Genomic DNA, 24,349 nt, shown 5'->3' on the forward strand with positions numbered 1-24,349 from the left:
AAAATTAAAATTCATGTTGTTATAGATAATTAGCGGACAATATGAGGATTCACCGATGAATATCATCGCAATCATGGGGCCGATGGGGGTTTACTACAAAGATGAACCTATTCGTGAATTGAACGATGCCCTATTGGCCAAAGGTTTTCAGCTTATCTACCCTCAGGATCGTGGTGATCTGCTTAAACTGATCGAGCATAATGCGCGGATTATTGGTGTGATTTTCGATTGGGACCAGCACAGTGATGAGCTTTGCACTGAAATTAATGATCTGAACGAGTATCTCCCACTTTACGCGTTTATCAATACTACCTCCTCATTAGATGTCAGTTTAAATGAAATGCGGATGGCACTTTATTTCTTTGAATATGCATTGAATGCGGCAGATGATATTGCACAACATATTGAACAATATACCGCCGAGTATATGGATAGCATCACTCCGCCGTTAACCAAAGCGTTGTTTAATTACGTTAAAGAAGGGAAATATACCTTCTGCACGCCAGGGCATATGGCAGGGACAGCATTTCAAAAAAGCCCGGTAGGCAGCTTATTCTATGACTTCTTTGGTGCTAACACCCTCAAGGCGGATGTGTCGATTTCAGTGACTGAACTCGGATCATTATTAGATCACAGTGGCCCTCATCTGGAAGCTGAAGAATATATTGCCCGTACTTTCAACGCTGAGCAGAGCTATATGGTGACGAATGGGACATCAACGGCAAATAAAATCATTGGCATGTATTCGTCTCCCTCTGGCAGTACGGTATTGATTGACCGTAATTGTCATAAGTCTCTGACACATCTTCTGATGATGACCAATATCATCCCGCTATATTTGCGCCCGGCCCGTAATGCTTACGGTATTTTGGGTGGCATCCCGCAGCACGAATTTACGCGCGAATCCATTACTGAGAAAATTGCACAAACCAAAAATGCCAGTTGGCCGGTGCATGCGGTGATAACGAACTCGACCTATGATGGGCTGCTCTATAATACTGATTATATTAAGCAGACACTGGATGTCCCTTCAATTCACTTTGATTCCGCCTGGGTGCCTTATACCAATTTCCATGAGATCTATGAAGGGAAAAGTGGCATGAGCGGGGAACGGGTTGCGGGCAAAGTTTTCTATGAAACGCAATCGACACATAAATTATTGGCGGCATTCTCTCAAGCTTCGATGATTCATATTAAAGGTGATTACAATGAAGGCACTTTTAACGAAGCTTATATGATGCACACCACCACTTCACCGAATTACGGCATTGTGGCATCAATGGAAACTGCCGCAGCAATGATGCGTGGTAAACCGGGCAGGCGCATGATTATGCGTTCCATTGAGCGTGCGATGCATTTTCGCAAAGAGGTTCGCCGTTTACGTTCACAGAGTGACAACTGGTTCTTTGATGTCTGGCAGCCAGAAGATATTGATGAAATTGCCTGTTGGCCGTTGCAACCGGGGCAAAAGTGGCATGGCTTCAGCAATGCAGATGCAGATCATATGTATCTGGATCCGATCAAAGTGACCATCCTGACGCCGGGTATGAGCAGTGAAGGGGAACTTGAAGACGAAGGGATCCCTGCCGCACTGGTTGCTAAATTTCTCGATGAACGCGGCATCGTGGTAGAGAAAACCGGGCCATATAATTTGCTGTTCCTGTTCAGTATTGGTATTGATAAAACCAAGGCGATGAGCTTATTGCGCGGCCTAATGGAGTTTAAGCGCGCTTATGATCTTAACTTGCGGGTTAAAAACATGCTGCCGGATCTGTTTGCTGAAGATCCCGATTTTTACCGTCATATGCGCATTCAAGATCTGGCCGCCGGTATCCACCAATTGATCCGTAAACATGACTTACCCCGTTTAATGCGCCAGTCTTTTGATGTACTGCCAGAGATGAAACTCACGCCGTATGACATGTTCCAACAGCAGATTCGCGGTAATATAGCGGCCTGCGAAATGTGTGATTTGATAGGCAAAGTCGTGGCCAACATGATTTTACCTTACCCGCCGGGGGTACCGTTGGTTATGCCGGGTGAAATGATCAGCGAAGAGAGCCGTGCAGTCTTGGACTTCCTGCTGATGCTGTGTGCCATCGGTGCACATTACCCTGGGTTTGAAACAGATATTCACGGTGCTAAACGCGATGATGATGGTCGCTATTGGGTCAATGTACTGAAGACAAATGATTAAACTGGAGTAATACATGCTAGCAATACGTCAGATACATCATATTGCAATCATTGGTTCAGATTATCAGGTTAGCAAAAAATTCTATTGTGAGGTGCTGGGATTCACGCTAATTAGCGAGGTTTATCGTGAAGAACGCGGCTCGTGGAAAGCCGATTTAGCCTTAAACGGACAATATACGGTCGAGCTGTTTTCTTTTCCTTCCCCTTCGGCACGGCCTAGCCAGCCAGAGGCTTGTGGCTTACGCCACCTGGCTTTTCAGGTTGATAATATTGAGCAGGCAGTTAGAGAGCTGAGGGCTGCTGGTGTGATTTGCGAAGCGGTTCGCATTGATCCCTATACCCAATCACGTTTTACTTTCTTTACTGATCCAGATGGTTTACCTCTAGAGCTATACGAAATAACACTGGAATAACATGAACTCAGCTACCTTTACGCCTAATGTGCTACTCAATCCTCTATTCGCGCAATTGGGTGACCATCGCCATGTGCTGGTGGGGTTCAGTGGTGGGTTGGATTCCAGTGTATTACTGCATTTATTGGTTAGCTTGCGCCAACAACTGCTCCCTGAGTTGAAAGTCCGCGCGATTCATATTCATCACGGATTAAACCCATTGGCAGACTGTTGGGTAAAACATTGCCAGCAGCAATGCGATCAATGGGACGTTCCACTTGAAGTGGTACGAGTGAATATTGATCCGCGACACAATGGAATAGAGGCCGCCGCCAGAACCGCTCGCTATCAGGCATTTTCCTCACATTTAGCTGCCAATGAAGTGCTACTTACTGCTCAGCATCTGGATGACCAGTGTGAAACCTTCCTACTGGCACTCAAGCGGGGCAGTGGCCCAGCGGGGCTGTCCTCAATGGCAGGCAGAATGCCGTTTGCCCACAGCCAGTTGTTGCGCCCATTGTTGGCCTTTTCCCGCGAAACACTAGAGAACTATGCTCAAGTACAGCAACTACGGTGGATTGAAGATGACAGCAATCAGGACAATCGTTTCGATCGTAATTTCCTGCGATTAAGTGTGTTACCTCTACTTAATCAGCGCTGGCCGCATTTTGCGCAAGCAACAGCGCGCAGTGCAAGCCTGTGCGCTGAGCAGGAACAGTTACTGGATGAGTTGTTGGCAGATAATCTGCAACAACTGCAAAACCCCGATGGTGCACTTTCCATTGAGGGGCTATTACTGGCTTCAGAAGCCAAGCGCGGGGCAATATTACGCCGTTGGTTAGCTGGCGGGGGAGCGTTGATGCCATCGCAAAACCAACTGCAACGTTTGTGGTTAGAAGTTGCTATGGCAAGGCAAGATGCAGAACCTCAGCTTACTCTGGGGGCGCATCAGGTTCGCCGTTTCCGGCAATATTTATATCTATTGCCGCAGCTAGCTGAGATAAGTATGCGGCATCTACCTTGGGCTAACGTTGAGGCCGGGTCTAATCATGCAGTAGCGCCGCCTGATCCTTTGGTTTTACCTGCTAATTTGGGGATACTGAGTTTGACTACTGAAGGGGGGCAAGCCGTCAGGACTGCCACTATCGGTGAGATAATTAGCGTCCGTTTCGGTTTACAAGGTGAGATCAAAATTGTCGGGCGGCACCATTCGCGCCATAGCAAAAAGATATGGCAAGAGTTGGGCGTACCGCCGTGGCAACGGGAACGTATTCCGCTGCTCTACTTTGGTGAACAATTAATTGCTGCGGCCGGCGTGTTTGTGGCTCAGGCTGGCCAGGCGAAGGAAGGCGAACCCTGTTGGCACCTGAATTGGGCCAAAGCGAAATAATAAAATAACAACAAACAGAACAGTCCATTTTTGAGGAGCAATGATGAAATTAGTCGTCAGTATAATGGTGTTATTGGGATTGAGTAGTTTTTCGGCATTGGCAAAAAATGATATCGAAGCAGGGCGGGTTAAATCTGCCAGTTGTGTGGCTTGTCATGGTGCGCAGGGTAAGGTTTCAGTGCCGATGTATCCTAATCTGGCTGGGCAAAATGCCCTGTATTTAGAACAGTCATTAAAGGCGTATAAAAAAGGGGAGCGAACGGGTGGGCAAGCTGGGGTGATGCAGGCTTATGTTACGCCTTTAACTGACGAGGATTTCTCAGATCTGGCTGCTTACTATGCCAGTTTAAAACCTTGATAAATAATTTAATAGGTCGTTATTACTACACCCAAAGCAATTGGTGTTACAGCAAAAATTCCGATGAGCTAACATTGGTCAGTGATTGGGGGGGAGTTCCGCTAACACAGTAGTCGTCACGTCAAGTCAGAAGAGGACGGGCCACTTTTCAGCGGCCCATCATCAATATCACGGGATGAAGCTATGATGCACTCACCACGACAGTGCCTATCTCGGGGTGACTGAAGCTGGCGATGTAGTCCAGGCGCAACTCGCGCATAGTCCCTTCTTGCTCGACAATCAGGTATTCGACCTTTTTTCTCAGCAGCAGATCGCTGGCTTTACCTTCTACGATCTCACCGCCTCTCAACTTCAACGTCAGTATCAGGTGATGTTGGCAGGCGAGCTCTAGATTATCGTAGTCATCACAATTGATGGGTTGATACTCTTCACTCATCGACATAATCGCTCACCAATAAGTTAGCGGCGGCAAAGGCCGCCTGTTCCCTAACGGAGGACGGTAGTGCGTCGTTAGCCGCAACTTCGTCCAATGCTTTCAATACACAGCGCAATGCGTCTGGTACGTAACCCAGATCGCCACTTCCAATTTGGGCATAAAAACGGCGTACTAATTCACAGTATTGCTGCACAGTAATCCTCCTGGAAAAGTTTAACCCAGTAGATTCTCAGCGGAAGCGACACACTGTCAACCTACGAAGATAAACTCTGAACTTATAAGGACTATAGCACAGGAGTGATAGAGATATTAGAGTGCGGCACAAGGTTTCTTTTTAGCATTGATGCCACTAATCGTTCTCTTTATGCAGGGTTGGCTGGCTGCTGGCAGACCTGATCAAGTACACTGTCCGCCAGATAATTAAGAGGTCACCCATGGCACTAAAAGCAACCATCCATAAAGCTGCTGTTAACATCGCAGATATGGATCGTAATTTTTTTCAGGATATTAACCTGACTATCGCGCAACACCCCTCCGAAACTGACCAGCGGATGATGCTGCGGTTACTTGCATGGATCTGCCACGCTGATGAACGTTTGCAGTTTACTAAAGGTCTGAGTGCTGACGATGAGCCAGAGATTTGGCGTCATAATGACCATAACGGTATTGAATTGTGGGTAGAGTTGGGGTTACCAGAGGAAAAACGGCTACGTAAAGCCTGTAATCAGTCACAGCAAGTGGTGTTATATGCCTACAGTGAACGTGCCGCCAAGGTGTGGTGGCCACAAGTCCGGGATAAGTTGTCCGGGCACCGCAATCTGCGGGTACGCTTCTTGGGTGATGAGCTGATGGCAAAGTTGGCGGCACTTGCTAATCGTAATATGTCGTTACAGGCCACGTTGCAAGAGGGAACTATTTGGTTGTCGGATGCTCAGAATAATCTGGAAATTAGTTTTGATGAATGGCAAGGCGATGGGCAATAAGCGTGCTGATTATATCTAATCATGTCAGTCTACCCGACAGCGAGATTGAGCTGACGGCGATCCGGGCGCAAGGTGCGGGGGGGCAGCACGTCAATAAAACCTCAACTGCTATTCATTTGCGCTTTGACATTAAGGCTTCAAGCCTGCCAGATTACTATAAAGAAAGGTTATTATTGCTAAACAGTCATTTGATGACGGCGGAAGGCATCGTTATCATCAAAGCGCAAGAATACCGCAGTCAGGATATGAATCGTGAGGCGGCATTGGCGCGGCTGGTGGCATTAATTCGGCAGGCAATGGTGGTGGAAAAGGCTCGCCGGGCGACAAAACCGACCAAAGGCTCAAAAATAAGACGAGTCGAGGGCAAAGTCCGCAAAGGTGCGACCAAAGCGCTGCGCGGTAAAATACATCAGGAGTGATGCCGATATTTGGCCGGGGATTTAAACATTGTGGCTAATGTGGCCTCACTCCTTATATATCGTACACAGTATGGGAGAATAGCTGTGAAAAAATTAACAATAACGCTGTTTTTGGCAGTAGGTGCACTGTCATTATTAGGTTGTAACAATCGGCATCAACCGGTTGAACAGGCTCTACAACCTATGCAGCAAAGCTATCAGGGGGTATTACCCTGCGCGGATTGCAGTGGTTTGGATACCTCACTGTTCCTTGATAGCGATGGGACTTTTATCCTGAAGGAAATTTATCGTGGCAGTGCTCATGCAGGCGATAACAAAGAGGGCGATCAAACCTTTGCTGAATACGGTACGTGGGCGCGTACTGCGGATAAGCTGGTACTCACTAATGAGCAAGGGGAGAAACGCTACTTTCGGCCAGTAGGTAAAAATTTGGTGATGCTTGACCAACAAGGGTTGGCGATAAAGTCCACACTGAATTATCAGCTTACGCCGAGTGATCAACCGTTACCCAAAACGCCGATGCCATTGAGCGGTATGTATAAGTATTTTGCTGATGCCGCCGTATTTACCGATTGTGCTACCGGCCTAACCTTCCCGGTTGAGAATAATATTGCACTGGAAACCGGATATTTAAAGGCCCGTAAAAAGGTGGGTGAACCGGTATTTTTAACCCTTAATGGCCATTTTGATGTGCGACCATCGATGGAAGAAGGGCAATCAGACAAAACGCTGATTCCGGCTGATAACATTAAGTTTAATGCCAGTAAGAGCTGCGCCAGTAAATAGAATCTATCCGTTGCTGCAATAAAAAGCCGCTGGTAGTGAGTTAACTATCCAGCGGCTCAGCGGTTTACTTAGCGTCAATTAGCGCTTGATTTGGCCCAGCAGGAAATCAATGATTTCGCTGGTTTTAATCATCTGCTTCTCACCAACACGGCGGTTTTTGTATTCCACCTCTTCGCTGTCGAGATTGCGGTCACCAATCACGATATTGTGTGGTACGCCAATCAGTTCCATATCCGCAAACATCACGCCTGGGCGCTCTTTACGGTCATCGAGAATAACATCAATACCATGTGAACGCAGAGTGGCATACAGCTCTTCCGCCAACTCTTTCACGCGGAAAGATTTGTGCATGTTCATTGGCAAAATTGCAACCTGGAACGGTGCAATCGCATCAGGCCAAATAATGCCACGATCGTCATGATTCTGCTCAATGGCAGCCGCTACCACACGGGATACGCCAATACCGTAACAACCCATGGTCATCACTTGGTTACGGCCATCTTCGCCCTGAACCGTGGCTTTCATCGCTTCCGAGTATTTAGTGCCTAACTGGAAGATATGACCGACTTCAATACCACGCTTGATCTGCAACGTGCCTTTGCCATCAGGGCTGATATCGCCTTCAACCACATTCCGTAAATCGGCAATTTGTGGCAACGGTAAGTCACGCTCCCAATTAATACCAAAATAGTGTTTGCCGTCGATATTCGCACCAGCACCAAAATCACTCATCACTGCCACGCTGCGATCAGCTACAACAGGCAACTGCAAATTAACCGGGCCTAATGAACCTGGACCTGCGCCAATTACTGCACGAATCTCTTCTTCACTGGCAAAGGTCAGTGGTTTGGCGACTTGTGGCAGTTTCTCTGCTTTGATCTCATTGAGTTCATGATCACCGCGAACCAGCAACGCAACCAGCTTGTGACCACTCTCTTCGTGAGCGTGCACCATTAAGGTTTTCACGGTTTTCTCGATCGGCAGTTTGAACTGCTCAACGAGTTCAGCGATGGTTTTTGCATTCGGGGTATCAATGATACGCAGTTTTTCAGTCGCGACAGCCCGTGGCGCTGAAGGGGCTACTGCTTCAGCAAACTCGATGTTAGCGGCATAATCAGAACCGGTTGAGAACACGATATCGTCTTCGCCACTCTCGGCCAGCACCTGGAATTCATGAGATGCGCTGCCACCGATTGAACCAGTATCTGCCAGAACTGCACGGAAATTCAAATCCATACGAGAGAAAACCTTACTGTATGCCGCATACATCGCGTCGTAAGTTTCTTGCAAAGATTCTTGAGTGGTGTGGAAGGAATAAGCATCCTTCATCAGGAACTCGCGCGCACGCATCACGCCAAAACGTGGGCGAACTTCATCACGGAACTTGGTTTGAATTTGGAAGAAATTCAGCGGCAACTGTTTGTAAGAGTTGATCTCACCGCGAATCAGGTCAGTAATCACTTCTTCATGAGTTGGGCCGAGCACAAAAGGGCGCTCGCCGCGATCGACAAAACGCAACAGCTCAGGACCATACTGTTCCCAGCGGCCACTCTCTTGCCACAAATCGGCCGGTTGTACGACAGGCATTGAAACTTCAATAGCACCTGCGTTATTCATCTCTTCGCGCACGATGTTTTCGACTTTCTTCAACACCCGAACGCCGGTTGGCAACCAGGTATAAAGACCTGATGCCAGTTTACGGATCATTCCGGCACGAAGCATCAGTTGGTGGCTGATCACTTCAGCATCGGCAGGTGTCTCCTTTAGAGTGGAGAGCAGATATTGGCTAGTACGCATGATGTTTTGGTTCCATTAGCGCTGCAACAAATAGAGGCAGCCAAAAAAGTAAAAAGTGGTTTAGTTTACCAGCGAGTACGGGTTGTCAAAAGAGAGTTGGGTGAAATTTAGCGTGGGTCGAGCGACAACACTTCCGTTTGCTGGCCCATAACCCGCCAACGCACATTAAATTCCAGTAACAGAACCGCGTATTCACGGCTTTCATTATCGTCTTTACGGTATGCCGGGCGAGGGTCTTGTGCCAGAACCTGGGTGATAAAACGCCGCAAATGTGGATAACGCGCCTGTTGCTGTACTAACTGTTGCTCGGCGATGGCAGAGAAACACACCTGCATATCTGCATCTGGGGCTGTCTGCGCAAAGCCAGCGCGCGCCAGAGGCTGGCTCTCGGCAAAAGGCAGATAGGGTTTAATGTCAATCACCGGGGTACCATCAACCAGATCCAGACTACCCAACTCCAGAATCACCTCTGCGCCCTGGCAACGTATCCCTTTCAGTTCAATCAACGACATGCCGATAGGATTTGGCCGGAAAGTGGAGCGAGTGGCAAATACCCCCATCCGTGTATTACCGCCTAAACGTGGCGGGCGAACAGTCGGACGCCAACCACCCTCCATGGTTTGATGGAAAACGAACATCACCCATACATGACTGAAGTCAGATAACCCACGCACGGCTTCCGGTTGATTATAGGGTGCCAATAACTGTAACTCACCACCGCCATCTTCAATTAGACCGGGCTGCCTTGGCACCGCAAACTTTTCTTTATAGGGTGAGCGAATCACCCCGATCTGATTAAAGGAAAATACACTCATTTTGATGAAACATTCAGTGCAGAACCTTGGCATACCGCTTGTTGATAGCAGCCAGGAACGCCACTTTGTATTTCACATCCGTGTAGCAGGACTGCATTGGCTTTCATATAAGAAGCACGCGTCTGCATTCTCTTACGGGCGGTGGCGATACTGGCTGGAGAGTCCTGAACGGTCGATTGGCAAGACTCACCGGATACTTCGCCTAAGTCGCGGAAAGGCTTGCCAACAAGCTCTTCAGCACTTTTATAAAGTTTTACCGGTGCCGGACGAGGGGCTACCGTTGGGCTGGGTTTAGCCACCGGAGGGGGTTGCTTAACCGGGTTTTCTGTGGTGGATGGCTTTGATTGAAGCATGGAGCATCCAGTTAGCGAAAGTGCTAACAGACACAGAGGTAAAGCACGCATAGAAATTCCTCAGCCTTTTTTATTTAAGAGGCGCTATTGAAGCAATCTATGATGCAAATAACAAGACGGGCCATGGCCCGTCTTGCAATATATTTAGCAAACACTGATTTTAGCTAACGCCATATTCAGCAAAATAGCCAATTAACACTTACCAGCCTTTTACTGCACCACCGTTGAATGCTTTGTTTGCTGCATCGTAAACTTCATCAGACTGATATGCCTGAACGAATTTCTTCACGTTTTCCGCATCTTTATTGTCTTCGCGGGCTACGATCAGATTGACGTAAGGTGACTCTTTATCTTCCACGAACAAGCCATCTTTAGCCGGTGTTAAGCCAATCTGGCTGGCGTAGGTGGTATTGATAATCGCCAAGGCGATTTGTTGGTCATCCAAAGAACGTGGTAACTGAGGGGCTTCCAATTCAACCAGTTTCAGGTTTTTAGGATTTTCAACCACATCCAACACGGTTGGCAGCAGACCAACGCCGTCTTTCAGTTTAATCAGACCCACTTTTTGCAGCAGCAACAGAGAACGGCCCAGATTGGTCGGGTCATTTGGCAGTGCGACCTGAGAACCCGGTTGTAACTCTTCCAATGACTTGATTTTCTTAGAGTAACCTGCAATCGGATAAACGAATGAGTTACCCACAGACACTAACTTATAACCACGATCTTTAATTTGCTGATCCAGATAAGGTTTGTGCTGGAAGGCATTCAGGTCAATATCACCTTTGCTCAATGCTTCGTTTGGCAATACATAGTCGTTAAAGGTAACCAGTTCAACATCCAGACCATATTTATCTTTTGCCACTTTTTTAGCAACTTCAGCAACTTGCTGCTCAGCGCCCACAATGACACCAACCTTAATGTGGTTTGGATCTTTCTCTGCCGGGCCGCAACCCACCAGAGCCAAGGTACCAATCAATGCACTGACTGCCGCGATAGATTTGAATTTTAAAGACATATCCCTTCCTCTATAGACATTCGTTAAGATGCGCCGCTGTGTGAGGCAGTCGCTATACCCTTAGTACTTGGCGCTGCCGGGTTGTTAGCTAGGTTCACTTACCCAAACCACTTATTTAAGTAAGTGATTCGGGGTGTGTTCGCTTGCTGCCTACCTGCAACATCAATTTCTTTGGGTAATTGATGTGTTAAGAACTATTTGTGGGTAACGGCTTTTACGATCCGATCGCCACTGAGCTGAATCAGGTAAACCAAAATTACTAATAATACCAATACAGTATTCATTACTGTGGCGTTATAGCCAATGTAACCATACTGATAACCGATCTGGCCTAAGCCACCGGCACCGACTGCACCACCCATCGCGGAATAACCGACCAAGGTAATTAATGTAATAGTGGCTGCATTCACCAAGCCAGGTAGGGCTTCGGGCAACAACACCTTTTTAATAATTTGCATTGGGGTCGCCCCCATCGCACGGGCTGCCTCAACCAAACCAGATGGAATCTCTAGTAGGGCATTCTCCACCATACGGGCAATAAAGGGAGCTGCACCGACTGTTAATGGCACAATCGCCGCCTGTAAACCGATCGATGTACCGACAATCATCCGAGTGAATGGAATCATCCATACCAATAAGATAATAAAAGGTATGGAACGGAAAATATTCACAACCCCAGACAGGGTGCGGTAAATCTTATTGTTGGCGATAATTTGCCCTGGGCGGGTGACATACAGCAGCACCCCAACCGGTAGTCCCAGTACAAAACCAAAGAAACCAGACACAAAAGTCATCATCAGAGTTTCCCAAACGCCTCGGCCCATTAACCACATCATTGCCTCAGACATAACCCAGAACCTCTACTTTTACATGATGATCTTGCAAAAACTTGATAGCAGCGAGGCCATCTTGATCGTCGCCATGCAGCTCAGCCAGCATGACACCAAACTTAACGCCACCGGCATAATCCATCTGTGAACTGAGAATCCCGATATCAATATTGAAACGGCGCACCGCTTGCGAAATTAGCGGAGCGTCAACAGACTGGCCGGTGAACTCCAATTTCAGCAGTGGAACGCGATCCGCAGTTGGTTCCTGCGTCATACGCTGGGCGTAATCTTCTGGAATATCTAAATGAAGTGTTGATTGAATAAATTGTTGTGCCAGTGGGGTTTTCGGATGCGAAAATACTTCACTCACACTGTCTTTCTCAATCAACTTGCCTTCACTTATTACAGCAACCTGATCACAGATGCGTTTCACCACATCCATCTCATGAGTAATAAGTAAAATGGTTAGGCCCAAACGACGATTAATGTCTTTGAGCAACTCCAGAATCGAACGGGTGGTTGCCGGGTCTAATGCGCTGGTGGCTTCATCGCACAACAAGACTTTAGGGTTACTGGCTAAAGCACGTGCGATAGCAACACGCTGCTTCTGACCGCCAGACAGATTAGCCGGATAAGCATCTTGCTTATCAGCCAAACCAACCAGATCCAACAGTTCGGTAACTCTCTTCTTTATATCTGCGCGTGACGTGTTGTCCAGCTCAAGAGGCAACGCAATATTGCCATACACCGTGCGGGATGACAGTAAATTGAAATGCTGAAAAATCATACCGATTTGACGACGTGCGCGAGTCAATTGACCTTCGGATAATGTTGTTAGATCTTGGCCATCAACCAGAACCTGACCACTGGTTGGGCGCTCTAACATATTGGCACAGCGAATCAGTGTACTTTTACCGGCACCTGATGCACCGATAACGCCATAAATTTGCCCCGCAGGGACGTGTAGACTCACGTCTGTAAGCGCGGTAATGGTGCGCGAACCCTGTTGGAACACTTTGCTGATGTGAGAAAGTTTAATCATATTATTCTTATTTTATCGTCGTTTCCGTGGCTAGATAAAAAGTAAACTTCAGCGGAACCGAAGTATAGATTGGATGTTAAGGCGTCTAGATGGCTAAGTCAACTGGCAACCGCGATTCTCTTCCATTCTCAATCGGCAATAAAACATGCGATACTAATGGGGTTTACAGCCCTCAGGAGCAGATAAGTGACTCAGCCCGTCCCCGCAATATTTTTAGATCGTGATGGTACAATTAATGTTGATCACGGTTATGTCCACGAAATTGATAACTTCCAGTTTATAGACGGTGTTATTGATGCTTGTCGTGAATTGAAAGACATGGGTTTCGCTTTGGTATTGGTAACCAATCAATCGGGTATTGCACGCGGTATGTTTACCGAAGAGCAATTTGTAAGTCTCACCGAGTGGATGGATTGGTCTTTGGCTGATCGTGGTGTTGATCTGGATGGCCTCTACTTCTGCCCGCATCACCCCGATGGCAGTGTAGCGGAGTTCCGTGAAACATGTGAATGCCGCAAACCGCTGCCAGGTATGTTACTGCAAGCACAAAGCGAATTGAACATTGATATGGCTTCTTCTTATATGGTTGGCGACAAAATTGAAGATATGCAGGCAGCATTAGCGGCTAATGTCGGTACTAAAGTGTTAGTCCGCACCGGTAAGCCTGTTAGCGCAGAAGGTGAGGCGATAGCTGATTGGGTGCTAAATAGCCTGGCTGATCTGCCAAAAGCGATAAAAACGCATCATAAGTAGCCGTTGCGTTCAAATAATCAGCAGTTGGAAAAAACTTTAAGATAAACCCTTGCCATTCTGAAGCGGCTCCCTATAATGCGCATCCATCGACACGGCGCTGTGAGCAACTTCACAGAGTGGCCGGGAAGAGCAGAGAAAATTAACTAATTAAGTTGTTGACTCTGTAGCGGGAAAGCGTATTATCTGCCTCCCGCGTTACCGTAAGATTCGCCGAAAGGCAAACGGGTAACGAACGCTCTTTAACAATTTATCAGACAATCTGTGTGGGCACTCGCAAGACGATATCGAAGCCTGTTTCGGCAGGCAGAAGAAATATCAAAGTCTTGAAGAGTGACCAAAGCAGTACACATTTGAACTTCGGTTCGAATGCTTATTTGCAGAAAGTAATCTTTGAGCATCGCTGCTTTTATTAGCAGCAAATCAAACAAATCTTAAATTGAAGAGTTTGATCATGGCTCAGATTGAACGCTGGCGGCAGGCCTAACACATGCAAGTCGAGCGGCAGCGGGAAGTAGTTTACTACTTTGCCGGCGAGCGGCGGACGGGTGAGTAATGTCTGGGAAACTGCCTGATGGAGGGGGATAACTACTGGAAACGGTAGCTAATACCGCATGACCTCGTAAGAGCAAAGTGGGGGACCTTCGGGCCTCACGCCATCGGATGTGCCCAGATGGGATTAGCTAGTAGGTGGGGTAATGGCTCACCTAGGCGACGATCCCTAGCTGGTCTGAGAGGATGACCAGCCACACTGGAACTGAGACACGGTCCAGACTCCTACGGGAGGCAGCAGTGGGGAATATTGCACAATGGGCGCAAGCCTGATGCAGCCATGCCGCGTGTGTGAAGAAGGCCTTCGGGTTGTAAAGCACTTTCAGCGAGGAGGAAGGCAGTCGTGTTAATAGCACGGTTGATTGACGTTACTCGCAGAAGAAGCACCGGCTAACTCCGTGCCAGCAGCCGCGGTAATACGGAGGGTGCAAGCGTTAATCGGAATTACTGGGCGTAAAGCGCACGCAGGCGGTTTGTTAAGTCAGATGTGAAATCCCCGCGCTTAACGTGGGAACTGCATTTGAAACTGGCAAGCTAGAGTCTTGTAGAGGGGGGTAGAATTCCAGGTGTAGCGGTGAAATGCGTAGAGATCTGGAGGAATACCGGTGGCGAAGGCGGCCCCCTGGACAAAGACTGACGCTCAGGTGCGAAAGCGTGGGGAGCAAACAGGATTAGATACCCTGGTAGTCCACGCTGTAAACGATGTCGACTTGGAGGTTGTGCCCTTGAGGCGTGGCTTCCGGAGCTAACGCGTTAAGTCGACCGCCTGGGGAGTACGGCCGCAAGGTTAAAACTCAAATGAATTGACGGGGGCCCGCACAAGCGGTGGAGCATGTGGTTTAATTCGATGCAACGCGAAGAACCTTACCTACTCTTGACATCCACAGAACTTAGCAGAGATGCTTCGGTGCCTTCGGGAACTGTGAGACAGGTGCTGCATGGCTGTCGTCAGCTCGTGTTGTGAAATGTTGGGTTAAGTCCCGCAACGAGCGCAACCCTTATCCTTTGTTGCCAGCACGTAATGGTGGGAACTCAAGGGAGACTGCCGGTGACAAACCGGAGGAAGGTGGGGATGACGTCAAGTCATCATGGCCCTTACGAGTAGGGCTACACACGTGCTACAATGGCAGATACAAAGTGAAGCGAACTCGCGAGAGCAAGCGGACCACATAAAGTCTGTCGTAGTCCGGATTGGAGTCTGCAACTCGACTCCATGAAGTCGGAATCGCTAGTAATCGTAGATCAGAATGCTACGGTGAATACGTTCCCGGGCCTTGTACACACCGCCCGTCACACCATGGGAGTGGGTTGCAAAAGAAGTAGGTAGCTTAACCTTCGGGAGGGCGCTTACCACTTTGTGATTCATGACTGGGGTGAAGTCGTAACAAGGTAACCGTAGGGGAACCTGCGGTTGGATCACCTCCTTACCTAACGATACGCATTGCGTAGTGTCCACAACAGATTGTCTGATGAATGTAAATGAGCAAGAGCACCTGTTGATGTTGTGAGTTTCGACTCATGCTGATGCGAAACGGTTAGATTTCGGTTTAATCGGAACTTCGTGTCCCCATCGTCTAGAGGCCTAGGACACTGCCCTTTCACGGCTGTAACAGGGGTTCGAATCCCCTTGGGGACGCCACTCCGATAATGTGTGAAAGACATTATCAACTGAATATCTTAAAGATGACTTTAACGAGTCGTGTTTAAGATATTGCTCTTTAACAATCTGGAACAAGCTGAAAATTGAAACAATACAGCTGAAACTTATCTCTCCGTAGAATGACTGAGATAAGGATTAACCTGTATTAGAGTCTCTCAAATAATCGCAATGCCAATGTGTTTATCATTGTTGCAGTGTGAGCGAGAAGACACTCAGCCAGGCGTACAGCGCACAGCAACCGGAGTGAACTCAACGTTCATGAAGATTGCGCGCACTGCACAACACAGCAGAGTGTGTTCACAGCCACACCAATAACGAAAAAACATCTTTGGGTTGTGAGGTTAAGCGACTAAGCGTACACGGTGGATGCCTAGGCAGTCAGAGGCGATGAAGGGCGTGCTAATCTGCGAAAAGCGTCGGTAAGCTGATATGAAGCGTTACAACCGACGATACCCGAATGGGGAAACCCAGTGCAATTCGTTGCACTATTGCATGGTGAATACATAGCCATGCAAGGCGAACCGGGGGAACTGAAACATCTAAGTACCCCGAGGAAAAGAAATCAACCGAGATTCCCCCAGTAGCGGCGAGCGAACGGGGAAGAGCCCAGAGTCTGAATCAGTTTGTGTGCTAGTGGAAGCGTCTGGAAAGTCGCACGGTACAGGGTGATAGTCCCGTACACAAAAGCACACTTGCTGTGAACTCGATGAGTAGGGCGGGACACGTGACATCCTGTCTGAATATGGGGGGACCATCCTCCAAGGCTAAATACTCCTGACTGACCGATAGTGAACCAGTACCGTGAGGGAAAGGCGAAAAGAACCCCGGCGAGGGGAGTGAAATAGAACCTGAAACCGTGTACGTACAAGCAGTGGGAGCACCTTCGTGGTGTGACTGCGTACCTTTTGTATAATGGGTCAGCGACTTATATTTTGTAGCAAGGTTAACCGAATAGGGGAGCCGTAGGGAAACCGAGTCTTAACTGGGCGTCTAGTTGCAAGGTATAGACCCGAAACCCGGTGATCTAGCCATGGGCAGGTTGAAGGTTGGGTAACACTAACTGGAGGACCGAACCGACTAATGTTGAAAAATTAGCGGATGACTTGTGGCTGGGGGTGAAAGGCCAATCAAACCGGGAGATAGCTGGTTCTCCCCGAAAGCTATTTAGGTAGCGCCTCGTGAACTCATCTTCGGGGGTAGAGCACTGTTTCGGCTAGGGGGCCACCCCGGCTTACCAAACCGATGCAAACTCCGAATACCGAAGAATGTTATCACGGGAGACACACGGCGGGTGCTAACGTCCGTCGTGAAGAGGGAAACAACCCAGACCGCCAGCTAAGGTCCCAAAGTCATGGTTAAGTGGGAAACGATGTGGGAAGGCATAGACAGCCAGGATGTTGGCTTAGAAGCAGCCATCATTTAAAGAAAGCGTAATAGCTCACTGGTCGAGTCGGCCTGCGCGGAAGATGTAACGGGGCTAAACCATGCACCGAAGCTGCGGCAGCGACGCTTAGGCGTTGTTGGGTAGGGGAGCGTTCTGTAAGCCGTTGAAGGTGACCTGTGAGGGTTGCTGGAGGTATCAGAAGTGCGAATGCTGACATAAGTAACGATAATGCGGGTGAAAAGCCCGCACGCCGGAAGACCAAGGGTTCCTGTCCAACGTTAATCGGGGCAGGGTGAGTCGACCCCTAAGGCGAGGCTGAAAAGCGTAGTCGATGGGAAACAGGTTAATATTCCTGTACTTGGTGTTACTGCGAAGGGGGGACGGAGAAGGCTAGGCTAGCCGGGCGACGGTTGTCCCGGTTTAAGCATGTAGGCGGAGTGACTTGGTAAATCCGGTTGCTTATCAACGCTGAGGTGTGATGACGAGCCACTACGGTGGTGAAGTAGTTGATGCCAAGCTTCCAGGAAAAGCCTCTAAGCATCAGGTAACATTAAATCGTACCCCAAACCGACACAGGTGGTCAGGTAGAGAATACTCAGGCGCTTGAGAGAACTCGGGTGAAGGAACTAGGCAAAATGGTGCCGTAACTTCGGGAGAAGGCACGCTGGCATTAGGTAAAGAGACTTGCTCTCGGCGCCGAAGCCAGTCGCAGATACCAGCTGGCTGCAACTGTTTAATAAAAACACAGCACTGTGCAAACACGAAAGTGGACGTATACGGTGTGACGCCTGCCCGGTGCTGGAAGGTTAATTGATGGGGTCAGCCGCAAGGCGAAGCTCTTGATCGAAGCCCCAGTAAACGGCGGCCGTAACTATAACGGTCCTAAGGTAGCGAAATTCCTTGTCGGGTAAGTTCCGACCTGCACGAATGGCGTAATGATGGCCAGGCTGTCTCCACCCGAGACTCAGTGAAATTGAACTCGCTGTGAAGATGCAGTGTACCCGCGGCAAGACGGAAAGACCCCGTGAACCTTTACTATAGCTTGACACTGAACATTGAGCCTTGATGTGTAGGATAGGTGGGAGGCATCGAAGTGTGGACGCCAGTCTGCATGGAGCCAACCTTGAAATACCACCCTTTAATGTTTGATGTTCTAACTCGGCCCCGTGATCCGGGGTGAGGACAGTGTCTGGTGGGTAGTTTGACTGGGGCGGTCTCCTCCCAAAGAGTAACGGAGGAGCACGAAGGTTAGCTAATCACGGTCGGACATCGTGAGGTTAGTGCAAAGGCATAAGCTAGCTTGACTGCGAGAGTGACGGCTCGAGCAGGTACGAAAGTAGGTCTTAGTGATCCGGTGGTTCTGAATGGAAGGGCCATCGCTCAACGGATAAAAGGTACTCCGGGGATAACAGGCTGATACCGCCCAAGAGTTCATATCGACGGCGGTGTTTGGCACCTCGATGTCGGCTCATCACATCCTGGGGCTGAAGTAGGTCCCAAGGGTATGGCTGTTCGCCATTTAAAGTGGTACGCGAGCTGGGTTTAGAACGTCGTGAGACAGTTCGGTCCCTATCTGCCGTGGGCGTTGGAAGATTGAGAGGGGCTGCTCCTAGTACGAGAGGACCGGAGTGGACGAATCACTGGTGTTCGGGTTGTCATGCCAATGGCATTGCCCGGTAGCTAAATTCGGAAGAGATAACCGCTGAAAGCATCTAAGCGGGAAACTTGCCTCGAGATGAGTCTTCCCTGGGGCTTTAAGCCCCCTGAAGGAACGTTAAAGACTATGACGTTGATAGGCTGGGTGTGTAAGTGCAGCGATGTATTGAGCTAACCAGTACTAATGATCCGTGAGGCTTAACCTTACAACACCAAAGGTGTTTTGTGTTTGAGAGAGAATGATATTTTCAGCGAATGTTCCGAGATTGGGCTGGCTGGCTGTGTGAAGAATTGCATAGCGGGTTAGTTTAGACAGAATTTGCCTGGCGGCCTTAGCGCGGTGGTCCCACCTGATCCCATGCCGAACTCAGAAGTGAAACGCCGTAGCGCCGATGGTAGTGTGGGGTCTCCCCATGCGAGAGTAGGACACTGCCAGGCATCAAACACGAGTTATCAGAGTGACATCTGGTAACTGACAAAATCGCGTAGAGCGGTTTTGCACAGCGCGGAGCGCTGGCCCTGTAAGGGTAAGTATCGGGAAGATACACGTAAAAGAATCGGTGGAGCGGTAGTTCAGTTGGTTAGAATACCTGCCTGTCACGCAGGGGGTCGCGGGTTCGAGCCCCGTCCGTTCCGCCACTTATTGCAAAACCCTGAATCTCTGATTCAGGGTTTTTTGCATTATAATTTTTGTATATTATTGATCTGCTAGATATATCCCTGCGGCAAAATCCAACTACAACTCTCTTATTGTCAGATTGCTACTCCACCATCAGGCTCTCCGTGTTATTTATGATTTTAATTTAATGGGTTATTTACCACATGTATAAATATAATTGTATGGATAAGAGTGGCTTGGGTGCACTATAGGAATGGAATGAGGGGATATTAACTTTTCATGGAGGTAAGCCCTCCGATAGAGGGCATAATGTTATACGGGCTCTTTACGGCAAATTAATAATGTATGCCCAATACCAAGGCCATCAATATCTTTCTCAACATAGAATCCAGCAGCAGATAAACACTGGTAAAAAGTATCTGAATGATAAAAACGGCTATTACCGTTAGCCATACATGTAAAATAAAGAGATGAGGCATTCAAACTGAATGCACCAGCCTCAAATTGTTGCCTATCCCAAAATATCTCCATGATACATACGTAGCTATCAGGTTTCATTGCACGATGAATAAGCTTAAGAATATGGATGATTCTTTCTTCACTAAAGCAGTCTAGGAATTGGCTCATCCACCAAACGTCGGCTTCTGCTGGCAAACTATCGGCTAATAACAGATCCACCGGATACGTAGTGATGCGCTCGCTATAGCCTTTGTTTTTGACGTTCTCGTTGGCGAGAACTAATTGTTGCGGTAAATCCAGCAATGTTATTCTCACGTCAGGGTTATAGGCAGCACATTGTAAAGCCCACTTACCGGTATTGGCTCCAATGTCATAGATATGTTTTGGTTCAAGATCAAAAATAACTTTTAGTGCAAGCTGAAAAGCGTTGTCGGAATAAAAATGATCAAAGGCGAACCAACTTTCACGTGCGGCAGTTGGCAACTCACTCAGGGCAGGGTAAATAGTTGGCCACTCACCAAATACGGATAATCCGGCAGGCTTTCCTGTCTCTAGTGCTTCTTTTAGGTTGAATAACCCCTGATAACAAACGTCCTGTGTGAAGTCCATATTTACGCGGGTCATTTGGTCATGCAATAAGTAGTGACCAACTTTACCCAGATAAAATCGGTTTTCCTGCTGGTAGAGAATATTACCACTAAGCCCCATATCTAGCAGGATACTGATTGCATATCGACTTAGTGGGCAATACGACTGAAGCTCATCAAGAGTAATACCATTTTTACCTGATTCATCTAATGCGGCTAGAATTCCTGATTCTCTCAGGTTAAGCGCAGCTTGAAATAGCATAGGGGCAAAAGCTATTTTCTGAGCTTCAGTTATTGCCGCCAAAGCACTGATTTGGTCTTTGTCATATCCGTAGCGCAAGCTTACGTCCTCGTAATTCAGGTAATAGCTCACCATTTAGCATGATCCAGCTTGAATGGTGAGCATGGATTTTAGATAACTATTTGTTATATATGGTTTTATATTGACAGGCGATTTAGTTGAATCTGGATATCTTTATTCAAGTTAGCGATCCAGCGATTATATTTTGAGTGTATCTTTCCATTTTTGGCATCCATATTAGTACTGCCAATGTATTTTATTTGGTAATTATTAGCATTGTAATTAATTTGAATTTCAACTGTATGGTCGCGATTTATTAGCTTCCCATTAATCACGCCTTCAGCGGCAGGTATCATTACCCAACCACGGTTTATCCCACCTGCCAGAATCGCTTTTTGTACTTCTGCGGTTGTGTGACTACCGATTACTGTTTGGCTAACGTTTTGGATAGGTATCGTACCTGCACATCCAGTAATAAATACGATAGATACCAACCCGACTAAGAGTGTTTTTAATAGTTTCATGATGATCCAATTAATTAATAATTTTCATGTTAGCCATAGGAGGCGTAACGAAAGAATGCTAAATAGCCAAGATAAAATACTCTGACTGATTCTAATACACAAATATTCTTATGTTTATTTTGTTTTAACTAAATGTAAAATTTATGTTTTATGTTGTTTCGTGCTTTATTTTTAAATTAAATTAGATTTAATTAATTATTTATCTAAAGAAGATGGAATTTATGCCGATAAATAAGATATTTTCCTTATTTCTTTTCAAATGAGCGCCATATGAATAGCCGATAATTAAACCAAAGAATAATGAATAAAGTTTTTAAATGCTTTTTACCAAAAAATAGAATAAATTATCTCGTTTTGCTGTCTGGGAAGTTCTGATATCGTGACTCATTCATTGAATATATTGAACTGGTGTGCTTTAGCTCCTGGTATGGGGGGGCAAGAGCTCTGGCTGGCTTGGGCGCGAGAGGGTGAACATTCGGTTAGATGGCAAGGGGATCTACCCAAGTCAGCGCATATCCCTATGATGTCCGCTAGAAGAATGAGCACAGGTAGCCGGTTGGCTGTTGAAGCAGGGCTTTCATTGCTCGAGGGTGCAACGGCTGATATGGCAATATTTACCAGCCGGCATGGGGAATTAGAGCGTACTTATAAAATATTGCAATCTCTCCATCAGCAGCAGAATATTTCGCCAACAGATTTTGCCATGTCAGTGCATAATACCGCATCAGGATGGTTAACTATTACGGCAAACGATACAATGCCGGTGACATCTCTTGCCGCTGGCATCGACAGTTTTCAACAAGGCATAGTTGAAGCGATGGGAATGCTGGCTGGTGGCGCTGAGCGCGTGCTATTGGTTGATTTCGATGGAGCAATACCTGATTTTTATCATTCTCAGACTTCTCCAATAGGGCTGCCCTATGCCTTAGCATTACTGTTAACCGCTGGTGACGATCTACAGTGTGAATGTATTTCTAAGGTTGATGTTAGTGAGCCAAAATTGCCTCAGGGTCTGAACTTTCTGCGTAATTGGTTGAGTGAAAAGAGTTCCTTCGTTATACAAGGTCAGCATAATAATTGGCAATGGAGTCAGTGATGGACAGTTCTCTTGCAGTACAAGCTGCAACCCAACATTCTTCTTTGCTAAATCGTTTATGGCGAGTGGTTGCAACTGGTTTTTGCTTTGCACTTTTTGGCTTGGGTGGGCTGTTATTATCTATTTTATGGTTTACCTCCCTCCGTTTAATTGTTCGCTCTGAAGTTGTACGTACCCAGATCACTCAGCAGAGTATCCGTTATAGCTTTCAACTGTTCTTGCGTATTGCCAAATTTCTGGGTGTTTTTGATTATCGAATAGAAAATAACGAACTGTTCTCTGAAGACTCGGGATGTCTGATTGTCGCTAACCATCCTAGCCTATTAGATTATGTGCTGCTGGCGGCACACATGCCAAGATGTGATTGTATTGTCAAGGAAGCATTGTTAAATAACATATTTGTTTCTGGAGTGATTAAATCTGCAGGGTACTTGGTTAATGCCGAATCAGATAAATTATTAGCACACTGTAAAGCGCGTTTAGGCCGAGGGGGGAGTATCCTTATATTTCCTGAAGGAACCAGGACAACCGCAGGTTGCGCACTGAATTTGCAACGAGGTGCGGCGAATATCGCGCTTCATAGTGGGTGTGATATTCGCGTAGTATATATTGATTGCAACCCGCCGATGCTGACGAAAGAACTCAAATGGTATAATATACCGCCGGTAAAACCTCAATTTAATATTATTGTTCAAAATAAAATCAATAGTAATGACTTTATTCAAGATAGCGATTTATCGTTAGCACTTGCTGCGCGACGACTTACTAAACATTTAACCTGTGCATTAATGCCTGAATCTAAGAGAAAGAGTTAATGGAATTACTGAGTAGTGAGATTAAACAGCTAATTATTGATGTCCTAAATCTGGAAGGTATGTCGGTGGATGATATTGATTCACAGGCTGCATTATTTGGTGATGGTTTAGGCTTAGATTCAATCGATGCGCTAGAACTTGGATTAGCACTAAAAAACCGATATAGCGTTGTACTCTCTGCAGAGAGTGAAGATATGCGTCAGCACTTTTATTCGGTAGAAACGCTCGCGAAATTTATTTCTGAACAGCGTAACTAACAGGATATTACCATAATGGGAAAACAAGAAATTTATCAGCAGATTACAGCTCTTCTGGTTAAGCTTTTTGAAATTGATGAAGCTGATATCAAGCCAGAATCACGGCTCTATGAAGAGTTAGAGCTAGACAGTATTGATGCTGTCGATCTGGTTGTACATTTGCAGAAAGTGACGGGTAAAAAAATAATGCCCGAAATGTTCAAATCCGTTCGAACGGTTCAAGATATTGTCGATGCCGTCGACAATTTATTAAATGCCAAGTCGTAAATGGTGAAATCAGGTGACAGCTAATCAGAGTAATTTATTCATTGGTCGCCTGACTGTTTTGCTCAAAATCTTCACCGTTATTGCCCTTACAGCCTACCCACTGGCGGTATGGTTCGGTTTGTCGCGTTGGGGAATGCAGGTATTAGCACCGATATTGCTATTGGTGTTTACTTTGCGCCTCTTTGCTGTGCGTAGCAAAATTAAGCAACAACTTTGGTTAGGCAAAGCACTCGCGCTAGCTGGCATTATTCTGTCTTTGGCAAGTTGGGGTTTAGGCAAGGCCCAGTGGCTGTTGTTTTATCCTGTTGTGGTAAACATCATTTTACTGGTGCTGTTTTCCTATTCTCTATTTCGCCCCCCACCCATTATTGAAAGATTAGCGAGGCTGTCTGAGCCTGAATTATCTCCTCGAGCGGTGGCTTATACCCGAAAGGTGACTCAGGTATGGTGCGGTTTTTTTGCCGTAAATGGCACCATTGCTCTGGCAACCTGTTTATATGGCAATATGCATTTGTGGGCCTTATATAACGGTGGTTTGAGTTATTTACTTATTGGTTCTTTGATGGGTCTGGAATGGATAATCAGAAAAAGGGTTCAACAGCAGTGAGTC

23 protein-coding genes, 2 tRNA genes and 3 rRNA genes are annotated in these 24,349 nt (G+C 47.0%); 18 read left to right on the top strand and 10 right to left on the bottom strand.

Annotated features, from left to right (window positions below; translation table 11 throughout):
* The first annotated feature begins 55 nt into the window (after nucleotides 1-55).
* The 4 genes from EL015_RS04725 to EL015_RS04740 are packed head-to-tail and all read left to right on the top strand — an operon-like array spanning nucleotide 56 to nucleotide 4,336.
* Nucleotides 56-2,197, top strand: coding sequence for a lysine decarboxylase LdcC (locus EL015_RS04725; RefSeq protein WP_005185683.1), 2,142 nt, complete (start codon nucleotides 56-58; stop codon nucleotides 2,195-2,197).
* A 13-nt stretch (nucleotides 2,198-2,210) separates the two neighbouring features.
* Complete coding sequence (locus EL015_RS04730) at nucleotides 2,211-2,609, top strand: VOC family protein (protein ID WP_005185681.1); 399 nt, start codon at nucleotides 2,211-2,213, stop codon at nucleotides 2,607-2,609.
* Between the two features lies 1 nt (nucleotide 2,610).
* Complete coding sequence (tilS, locus tag EL015_RS04735; protein ID WP_005185679.1) at nucleotides 2,611-3,978, top strand: tRNA lysidine(34) synthetase TilS; 1,368 nt, start codon at nucleotides 2,611-2,613, stop codon at nucleotides 3,976-3,978.
* Between the two features lie 40 nt (nucleotides 3,979-4,018).
* A complete protein-coding gene (locus EL015_RS04740; protein WP_005185676.1) occupies nucleotides 4,019-4,336 on the top strand; it encodes a c-type cytochrome in 318 nt (105 codons plus the stop codon).
* 181 nt (nucleotides 4,337-4,517) lie between these two features.
* On the opposite strand, the gene rof is transcribed toward EL015_RS04740, so the two are convergent.
* Together rof and EL015_RS04750 are read right to left on the bottom strand one after the other, a co-directional pair.
* The gene (rof, locus tag EL015_RS04745; protein ID WP_032906500.1) at nucleotides 4,518-4,778 is read right to left on the bottom strand and encodes a Rho-binding antiterminator; all 261 of its coding nucleotides are present in this window, start codon (nucleotides 4,776-4,778) and stop codon (nucleotides 4,518-4,520) included.
* Nucleotides 4,765-4,965, bottom strand: coding sequence for a YaeP family protein (locus EL015_RS04750; protein ID WP_005185672.1), 201 nt, complete (start codon nucleotides 4,963-4,965; stop codon nucleotides 4,765-4,767). The genes rof and EL015_RS04750 overlap by 14 nt, the downstream gene beginning before the upstream one ends.
* Before the next feature lie 241 nt (nucleotides 4,966-5,206).
* Here EL015_RS04750 and EL015_RS04755 point away from each other — a divergent pair, with 241 nt between their 5' ends.
* The 3 genes from EL015_RS04755 (at nucleotide 5,207) to nlpE (ending at nucleotide 6,960) form a co-directional block, all read left to right on the top strand.
* Nucleotides 5,207-5,755 (top strand): YaeQ family protein, encoded by a 549-nt coding sequence (locus tag EL015_RS04755; protein WP_042569238.1) that lies wholly within the window; start codon nucleotides 5,207-5,209, stop codon nucleotides 5,753-5,755.
* 2 nt (nucleotides 5,756-5,757) lie between these two features.
* Entirely contained in the window at nucleotides 5,758-6,174 is a 417-nt protein-coding gene (gene arfB / locus EL015_RS04760) for an alternative ribosome rescue aminoacyl-tRNA hydrolase ArfB (protein ID WP_005185665.1), read from the top strand.
* A gap of 84 nt (nucleotides 6,175-6,258) precedes the next feature.
* Nucleotides 6,259-6,960: an envelope stress response activation lipoprotein NlpE gene (gene nlpE, locus EL015_RS04765; RefSeq protein WP_005185664.1), complete on the top strand. Its 702-nt coding sequence runs from the start codon at nucleotides 6,259-6,261 to the stop codon at nucleotides 6,958-6,960.
* 78 nt (nucleotides 6,961-7,038) lie between these two features.
* Here the strand turns inward: nlpE and proS are convergent, their stop codons facing one another.
* The 6 genes from proS to metN all read right to left on the bottom strand — a co-directional run bounded on the left by proS (nucleotide 7,039) and on the right by metN (nucleotide 12,812).
* A complete protein-coding gene (gene proS / locus EL015_RS04770; protein WP_005185663.1) occupies nucleotides 7,039-8,757 on the bottom strand; it encodes a proline--tRNA ligase in 1,719 nt (572 codons plus the stop codon).
* Nucleotides 8,758-8,864: 107 nt separating this feature from the next.
* Nucleotides 8,865-9,572 (bottom strand): tRNA (N6-threonylcarbamoyladenosine(37)-N6)-methyltransferase TrmO, encoded by a 708-nt coding sequence (gene tsaA, locus EL015_RS04775; RefSeq protein WP_032906497.1) that lies wholly within the window; start codon nucleotides 9,570-9,572, stop codon nucleotides 8,865-8,867.
* Nucleotides 9,569-9,976: an Rcs stress response system protein RcsF gene (gene rcsF / locus EL015_RS04780; RefSeq protein WP_032906496.1), complete on the bottom strand. Its 408-nt coding sequence runs from the start codon at nucleotides 9,974-9,976 to the stop codon at nucleotides 9,569-9,571. Before rcsF ends, tsaA begins: the two co-directional genes overlap by 4 nt.
* A gap of 148 nt (nucleotides 9,977-10,124) precedes the next feature.
* Entirely contained in the window at nucleotides 10,125-10,940 is an 816-nt protein-coding gene (locus EL015_RS04785; protein WP_005185658.1) for a MetQ/NlpA family lipoprotein, read from the bottom strand.
* A gap of 194 nt (nucleotides 10,941-11,134) precedes the next feature.
* Complete coding sequence (locus EL015_RS04790; RefSeq protein WP_032813821.1) at nucleotides 11,135-11,788, bottom strand: methionine ABC transporter permease MetI; 654 nt, start codon at nucleotides 11,786-11,788, stop codon at nucleotides 11,135-11,137.
* Nucleotides 11,781-12,812, bottom strand: coding sequence for a methionine ABC transporter ATP-binding protein MetN (gene metN / locus EL015_RS04795; protein WP_005185656.1), 1,032 nt, complete (start codon nucleotides 12,810-12,812; stop codon nucleotides 11,781-11,783). Before metN ends, EL015_RS04790 begins: the two co-directional genes overlap by 8 nt.
* A 186-nt stretch (nucleotides 12,813-12,998) precedes the next feature.
* Here metN and gmhB point away from each other — a divergent pair, with 186 nt between their 5' ends.
* From gmhB to EL015_RS04830, 6 genes are all read left to right on the top strand, one after another.
* A complete protein-coding gene (gene gmhB, locus EL015_RS04800; protein WP_005185654.1) occupies nucleotides 12,999-13,565 on the top strand; it encodes a D-glycero-beta-D-manno-heptose 1,7-bisphosphate 7-phosphatase in 567 nt (188 codons plus the stop codon).
* Nucleotides 13,566-13,998: 433 nt separating this feature from the next.
* Nucleotides 13,999-15,541, top strand: a 16S ribosomal RNA gene (locus EL015_RS04810).
* A 136-nt stretch (nucleotides 15,542-15,677) separates the two neighbouring features.
* Nucleotides 15,678-15,753 (top strand) — tRNA-Glu (locus tag EL015_RS04815).
* Between the two features lie 360 nt (nucleotides 15,754-16,113).
* Nucleotides 16,114-19,020: ribosomal RNA gene (locus EL015_RS04820) — 23S ribosomal RNA — on the top strand.
* A 116-nt stretch (nucleotides 19,021-19,136) separates the two neighbouring features.
* A 5S ribosomal RNA gene (rrf, locus tag EL015_RS04825) occupies nucleotides 19,137-19,252 on the top strand.
* Together the 16S, 23S and 5S rRNA genes with 2 tRNA genes alongside form the textbook arrangement of a ribosomal RNA operon.
* Before the next feature lie 124 nt (nucleotides 19,253-19,376).
* A tRNA-Asp gene (locus EL015_RS04830) sits at nucleotides 19,377-19,453 on the top strand.
* Between the two features lie 292 nt (nucleotides 19,454-19,745).
* Here EL015_RS04830 and EL015_RS04835 read toward each other — a convergent pair.
* On the bottom strand, nucleotides 19,746-20,855 hold the full coding sequence (locus tag EL015_RS04835; RefSeq protein WP_042568477.1) for a methyltransferase: 1,110 nt from the start codon (nucleotides 20,853-20,855) through the stop codon (nucleotides 19,746-19,748).
* A gap of 62 nt (nucleotides 20,856-20,917) precedes the next feature.
* Complete coding sequence (locus tag EL015_RS04840; protein ID WP_005190853.1) at nucleotides 20,918-21,304, bottom strand: hypothetical protein; 387 nt, start codon at nucleotides 21,302-21,304, stop codon at nucleotides 20,918-20,920.
* Nucleotides 21,305-21,683: 379 nt separating this feature from the next.
* Here EL015_RS04840 and EL015_RS04845 point away from each other — a divergent pair, with 379 nt between their 5' ends.
* From EL015_RS04845 to EL015_RS04865, 5 genes are read left to right on the top strand one after another with little or no spacing between them, the layout of a single operon-like run.
* Complete coding sequence (locus EL015_RS04845) at nucleotides 21,684-22,400, top strand: beta-ketoacyl synthase chain length factor (protein ID WP_032907571.1); 717 nt, start codon at nucleotides 21,684-21,686, stop codon at nucleotides 22,398-22,400.
* On the top strand, nucleotides 22,400-23,215 hold the full coding sequence (locus EL015_RS04850) for a lysophospholipid acyltransferase family protein (protein WP_005190850.1): 816 nt from the start codon (nucleotides 22,400-22,402) through the stop codon (nucleotides 23,213-23,215). Before EL015_RS04845 ends, EL015_RS04850 begins: the two co-directional genes overlap by 1 nt.
* The gene (locus EL015_RS04855; protein WP_032907570.1) at nucleotides 23,215-23,472 is read left to right on the top strand and encodes a phosphopantetheine-binding protein; all 258 of its coding nucleotides are present in this window, start codon (nucleotides 23,215-23,217) and stop codon (nucleotides 23,470-23,472) included. The genes EL015_RS04850 and EL015_RS04855 overlap by 1 nt, the downstream gene beginning before the upstream one ends.
* Nucleotides 23,473-23,487: 15 nt before the next feature.
* Entirely contained in the window at nucleotides 23,488-23,739 is a 252-nt protein-coding gene (locus EL015_RS04860; RefSeq protein ID WP_005190847.1) for an acyl carrier protein, read from the top strand.
* 13 nt (nucleotides 23,740-23,752) lie between these two features.
* The gene (locus EL015_RS04865) at nucleotides 23,753-24,346 is read left to right on the top strand and encodes a COG4648 family protein (protein WP_005190845.1); all 594 of its coding nucleotides are present in this window, start codon (nucleotides 23,753-23,755) and stop codon (nucleotides 24,344-24,346) included.
* The last annotated feature ends 3 nt before the right edge of the window (nucleotides 24,347-24,349 follow it).

The organism is Yersinia intermedia (assembly GCF_900635455.1).
Lineage (GTDB): Bacteria > Pseudomonadota > Gammaproteobacteria > Enterobacterales > Enterobacteriaceae > Yersinia > Yersinia intermedia.

Bases quoted from the DNA above. Each gene is read 5' to 3' on its own strand.
- EL015_RS04835 (WP_042568477.1), bottom strand. From the start codon at position 20,855: ATGGTGAGCTATTACCTGAATTACGAGGACGTAAGCTTGCGCTACGGA.
- tsaA (WP_032906497.1), bottom strand. From the start codon at position 9,572: ATGAGTGTATTTTCCTTTAATCAGATCGGGGTGATTCGCTCACCCTAT.
- EL015_RS04855 (WP_032907570.1), top strand. From the start codon at position 23,215: ATGGAATTACTGAGTAGTGAGATTAAACAGCTAATTATTGATGTCCTA.
- EL015_RS04840 (WP_005190853.1), bottom strand. From the start codon at position 21,304: ATGAAACTATTAAAAACACTCTTAGTCGGGTTGGTATCTATCGTATTT.
- EL015_RS04725 (WP_005185683.1), top strand. From the start codon at position 56: ATGAATATCATCGCAATCATGGGGCCGATGGGGGTTTACTACAAAGAT.
- EL015_RS04730 (WP_005185681.1), top strand. From the start codon at position 2,211: ATGCTAGCAATACGTCAGATACATCATATTGCAATCATTGGTTCAGAT.
- EL015_RS04785 (WP_005185658.1), bottom strand. From the start codon at position 10,940: ATGTCTTTAAAATTCAAATCTATCGCGGCAGTCAGTGCATTGATTGGT.
- rcsF (WP_032906496.1), bottom strand. From the start codon at position 9,976: ATGCGTGCTTTACCTCTGTGTCTGTTAGCACTTTCGCTAACTGGATGC.
- EL015_RS04860 (WP_005190847.1), top strand. From the start codon at position 23,488: ATGGGAAAACAAGAAATTTATCAGCAGATTACAGCTCTTCTGGTTAAG.
- EL015_RS04740 (WP_005185676.1), top strand. From the start codon at position 4,019: ATGATGAAATTAGTCGTCAGTATAATGGTGTTATTGGGATTGAGTAGT.
- EL015_RS04850 (WP_005190850.1), top strand. From the start codon at position 22,400: ATGGACAGTTCTCTTGCAGTACAAGCTGCAACCCAACATTCTTCTTTG.
- EL015_RS04755 (WP_042569238.1), top strand. From the start codon at position 5,207: ATGGCACTAAAAGCAACCATCCATAAAGCTGCTGTTAACATCGCAGAT.
- EL015_RS04790 (WP_032813821.1), bottom strand. From the start codon at position 11,788: ATGTCTGAGGCAATGATGTGGTTAATGGGCCGAGGCGTTTGGGAAACT.
- proS (WP_005185663.1), bottom strand. From the start codon at position 8,757: ATGCGTACTAGCCAATATCTGCTCTCCACTCTAAAGGAGACACCTGCC.
- metN (WP_005185656.1), bottom strand. From the start codon at position 12,812: ATGATTAAACTTTCTCACATCAGCAAAGTGTTCCAACAGGGTTCGCGC.
- rof (WP_032906500.1), bottom strand. From the start codon at position 4,778: ATGTCGATGAGTGAAGAGTATCAACCCATCAATTGTGATGACTACGAT.
- tilS (WP_005185679.1), top strand. From the start codon at position 2,611: ATGAACTCAGCTACCTTTACGCCTAATGTGCTACTCAATCCTCTATTC.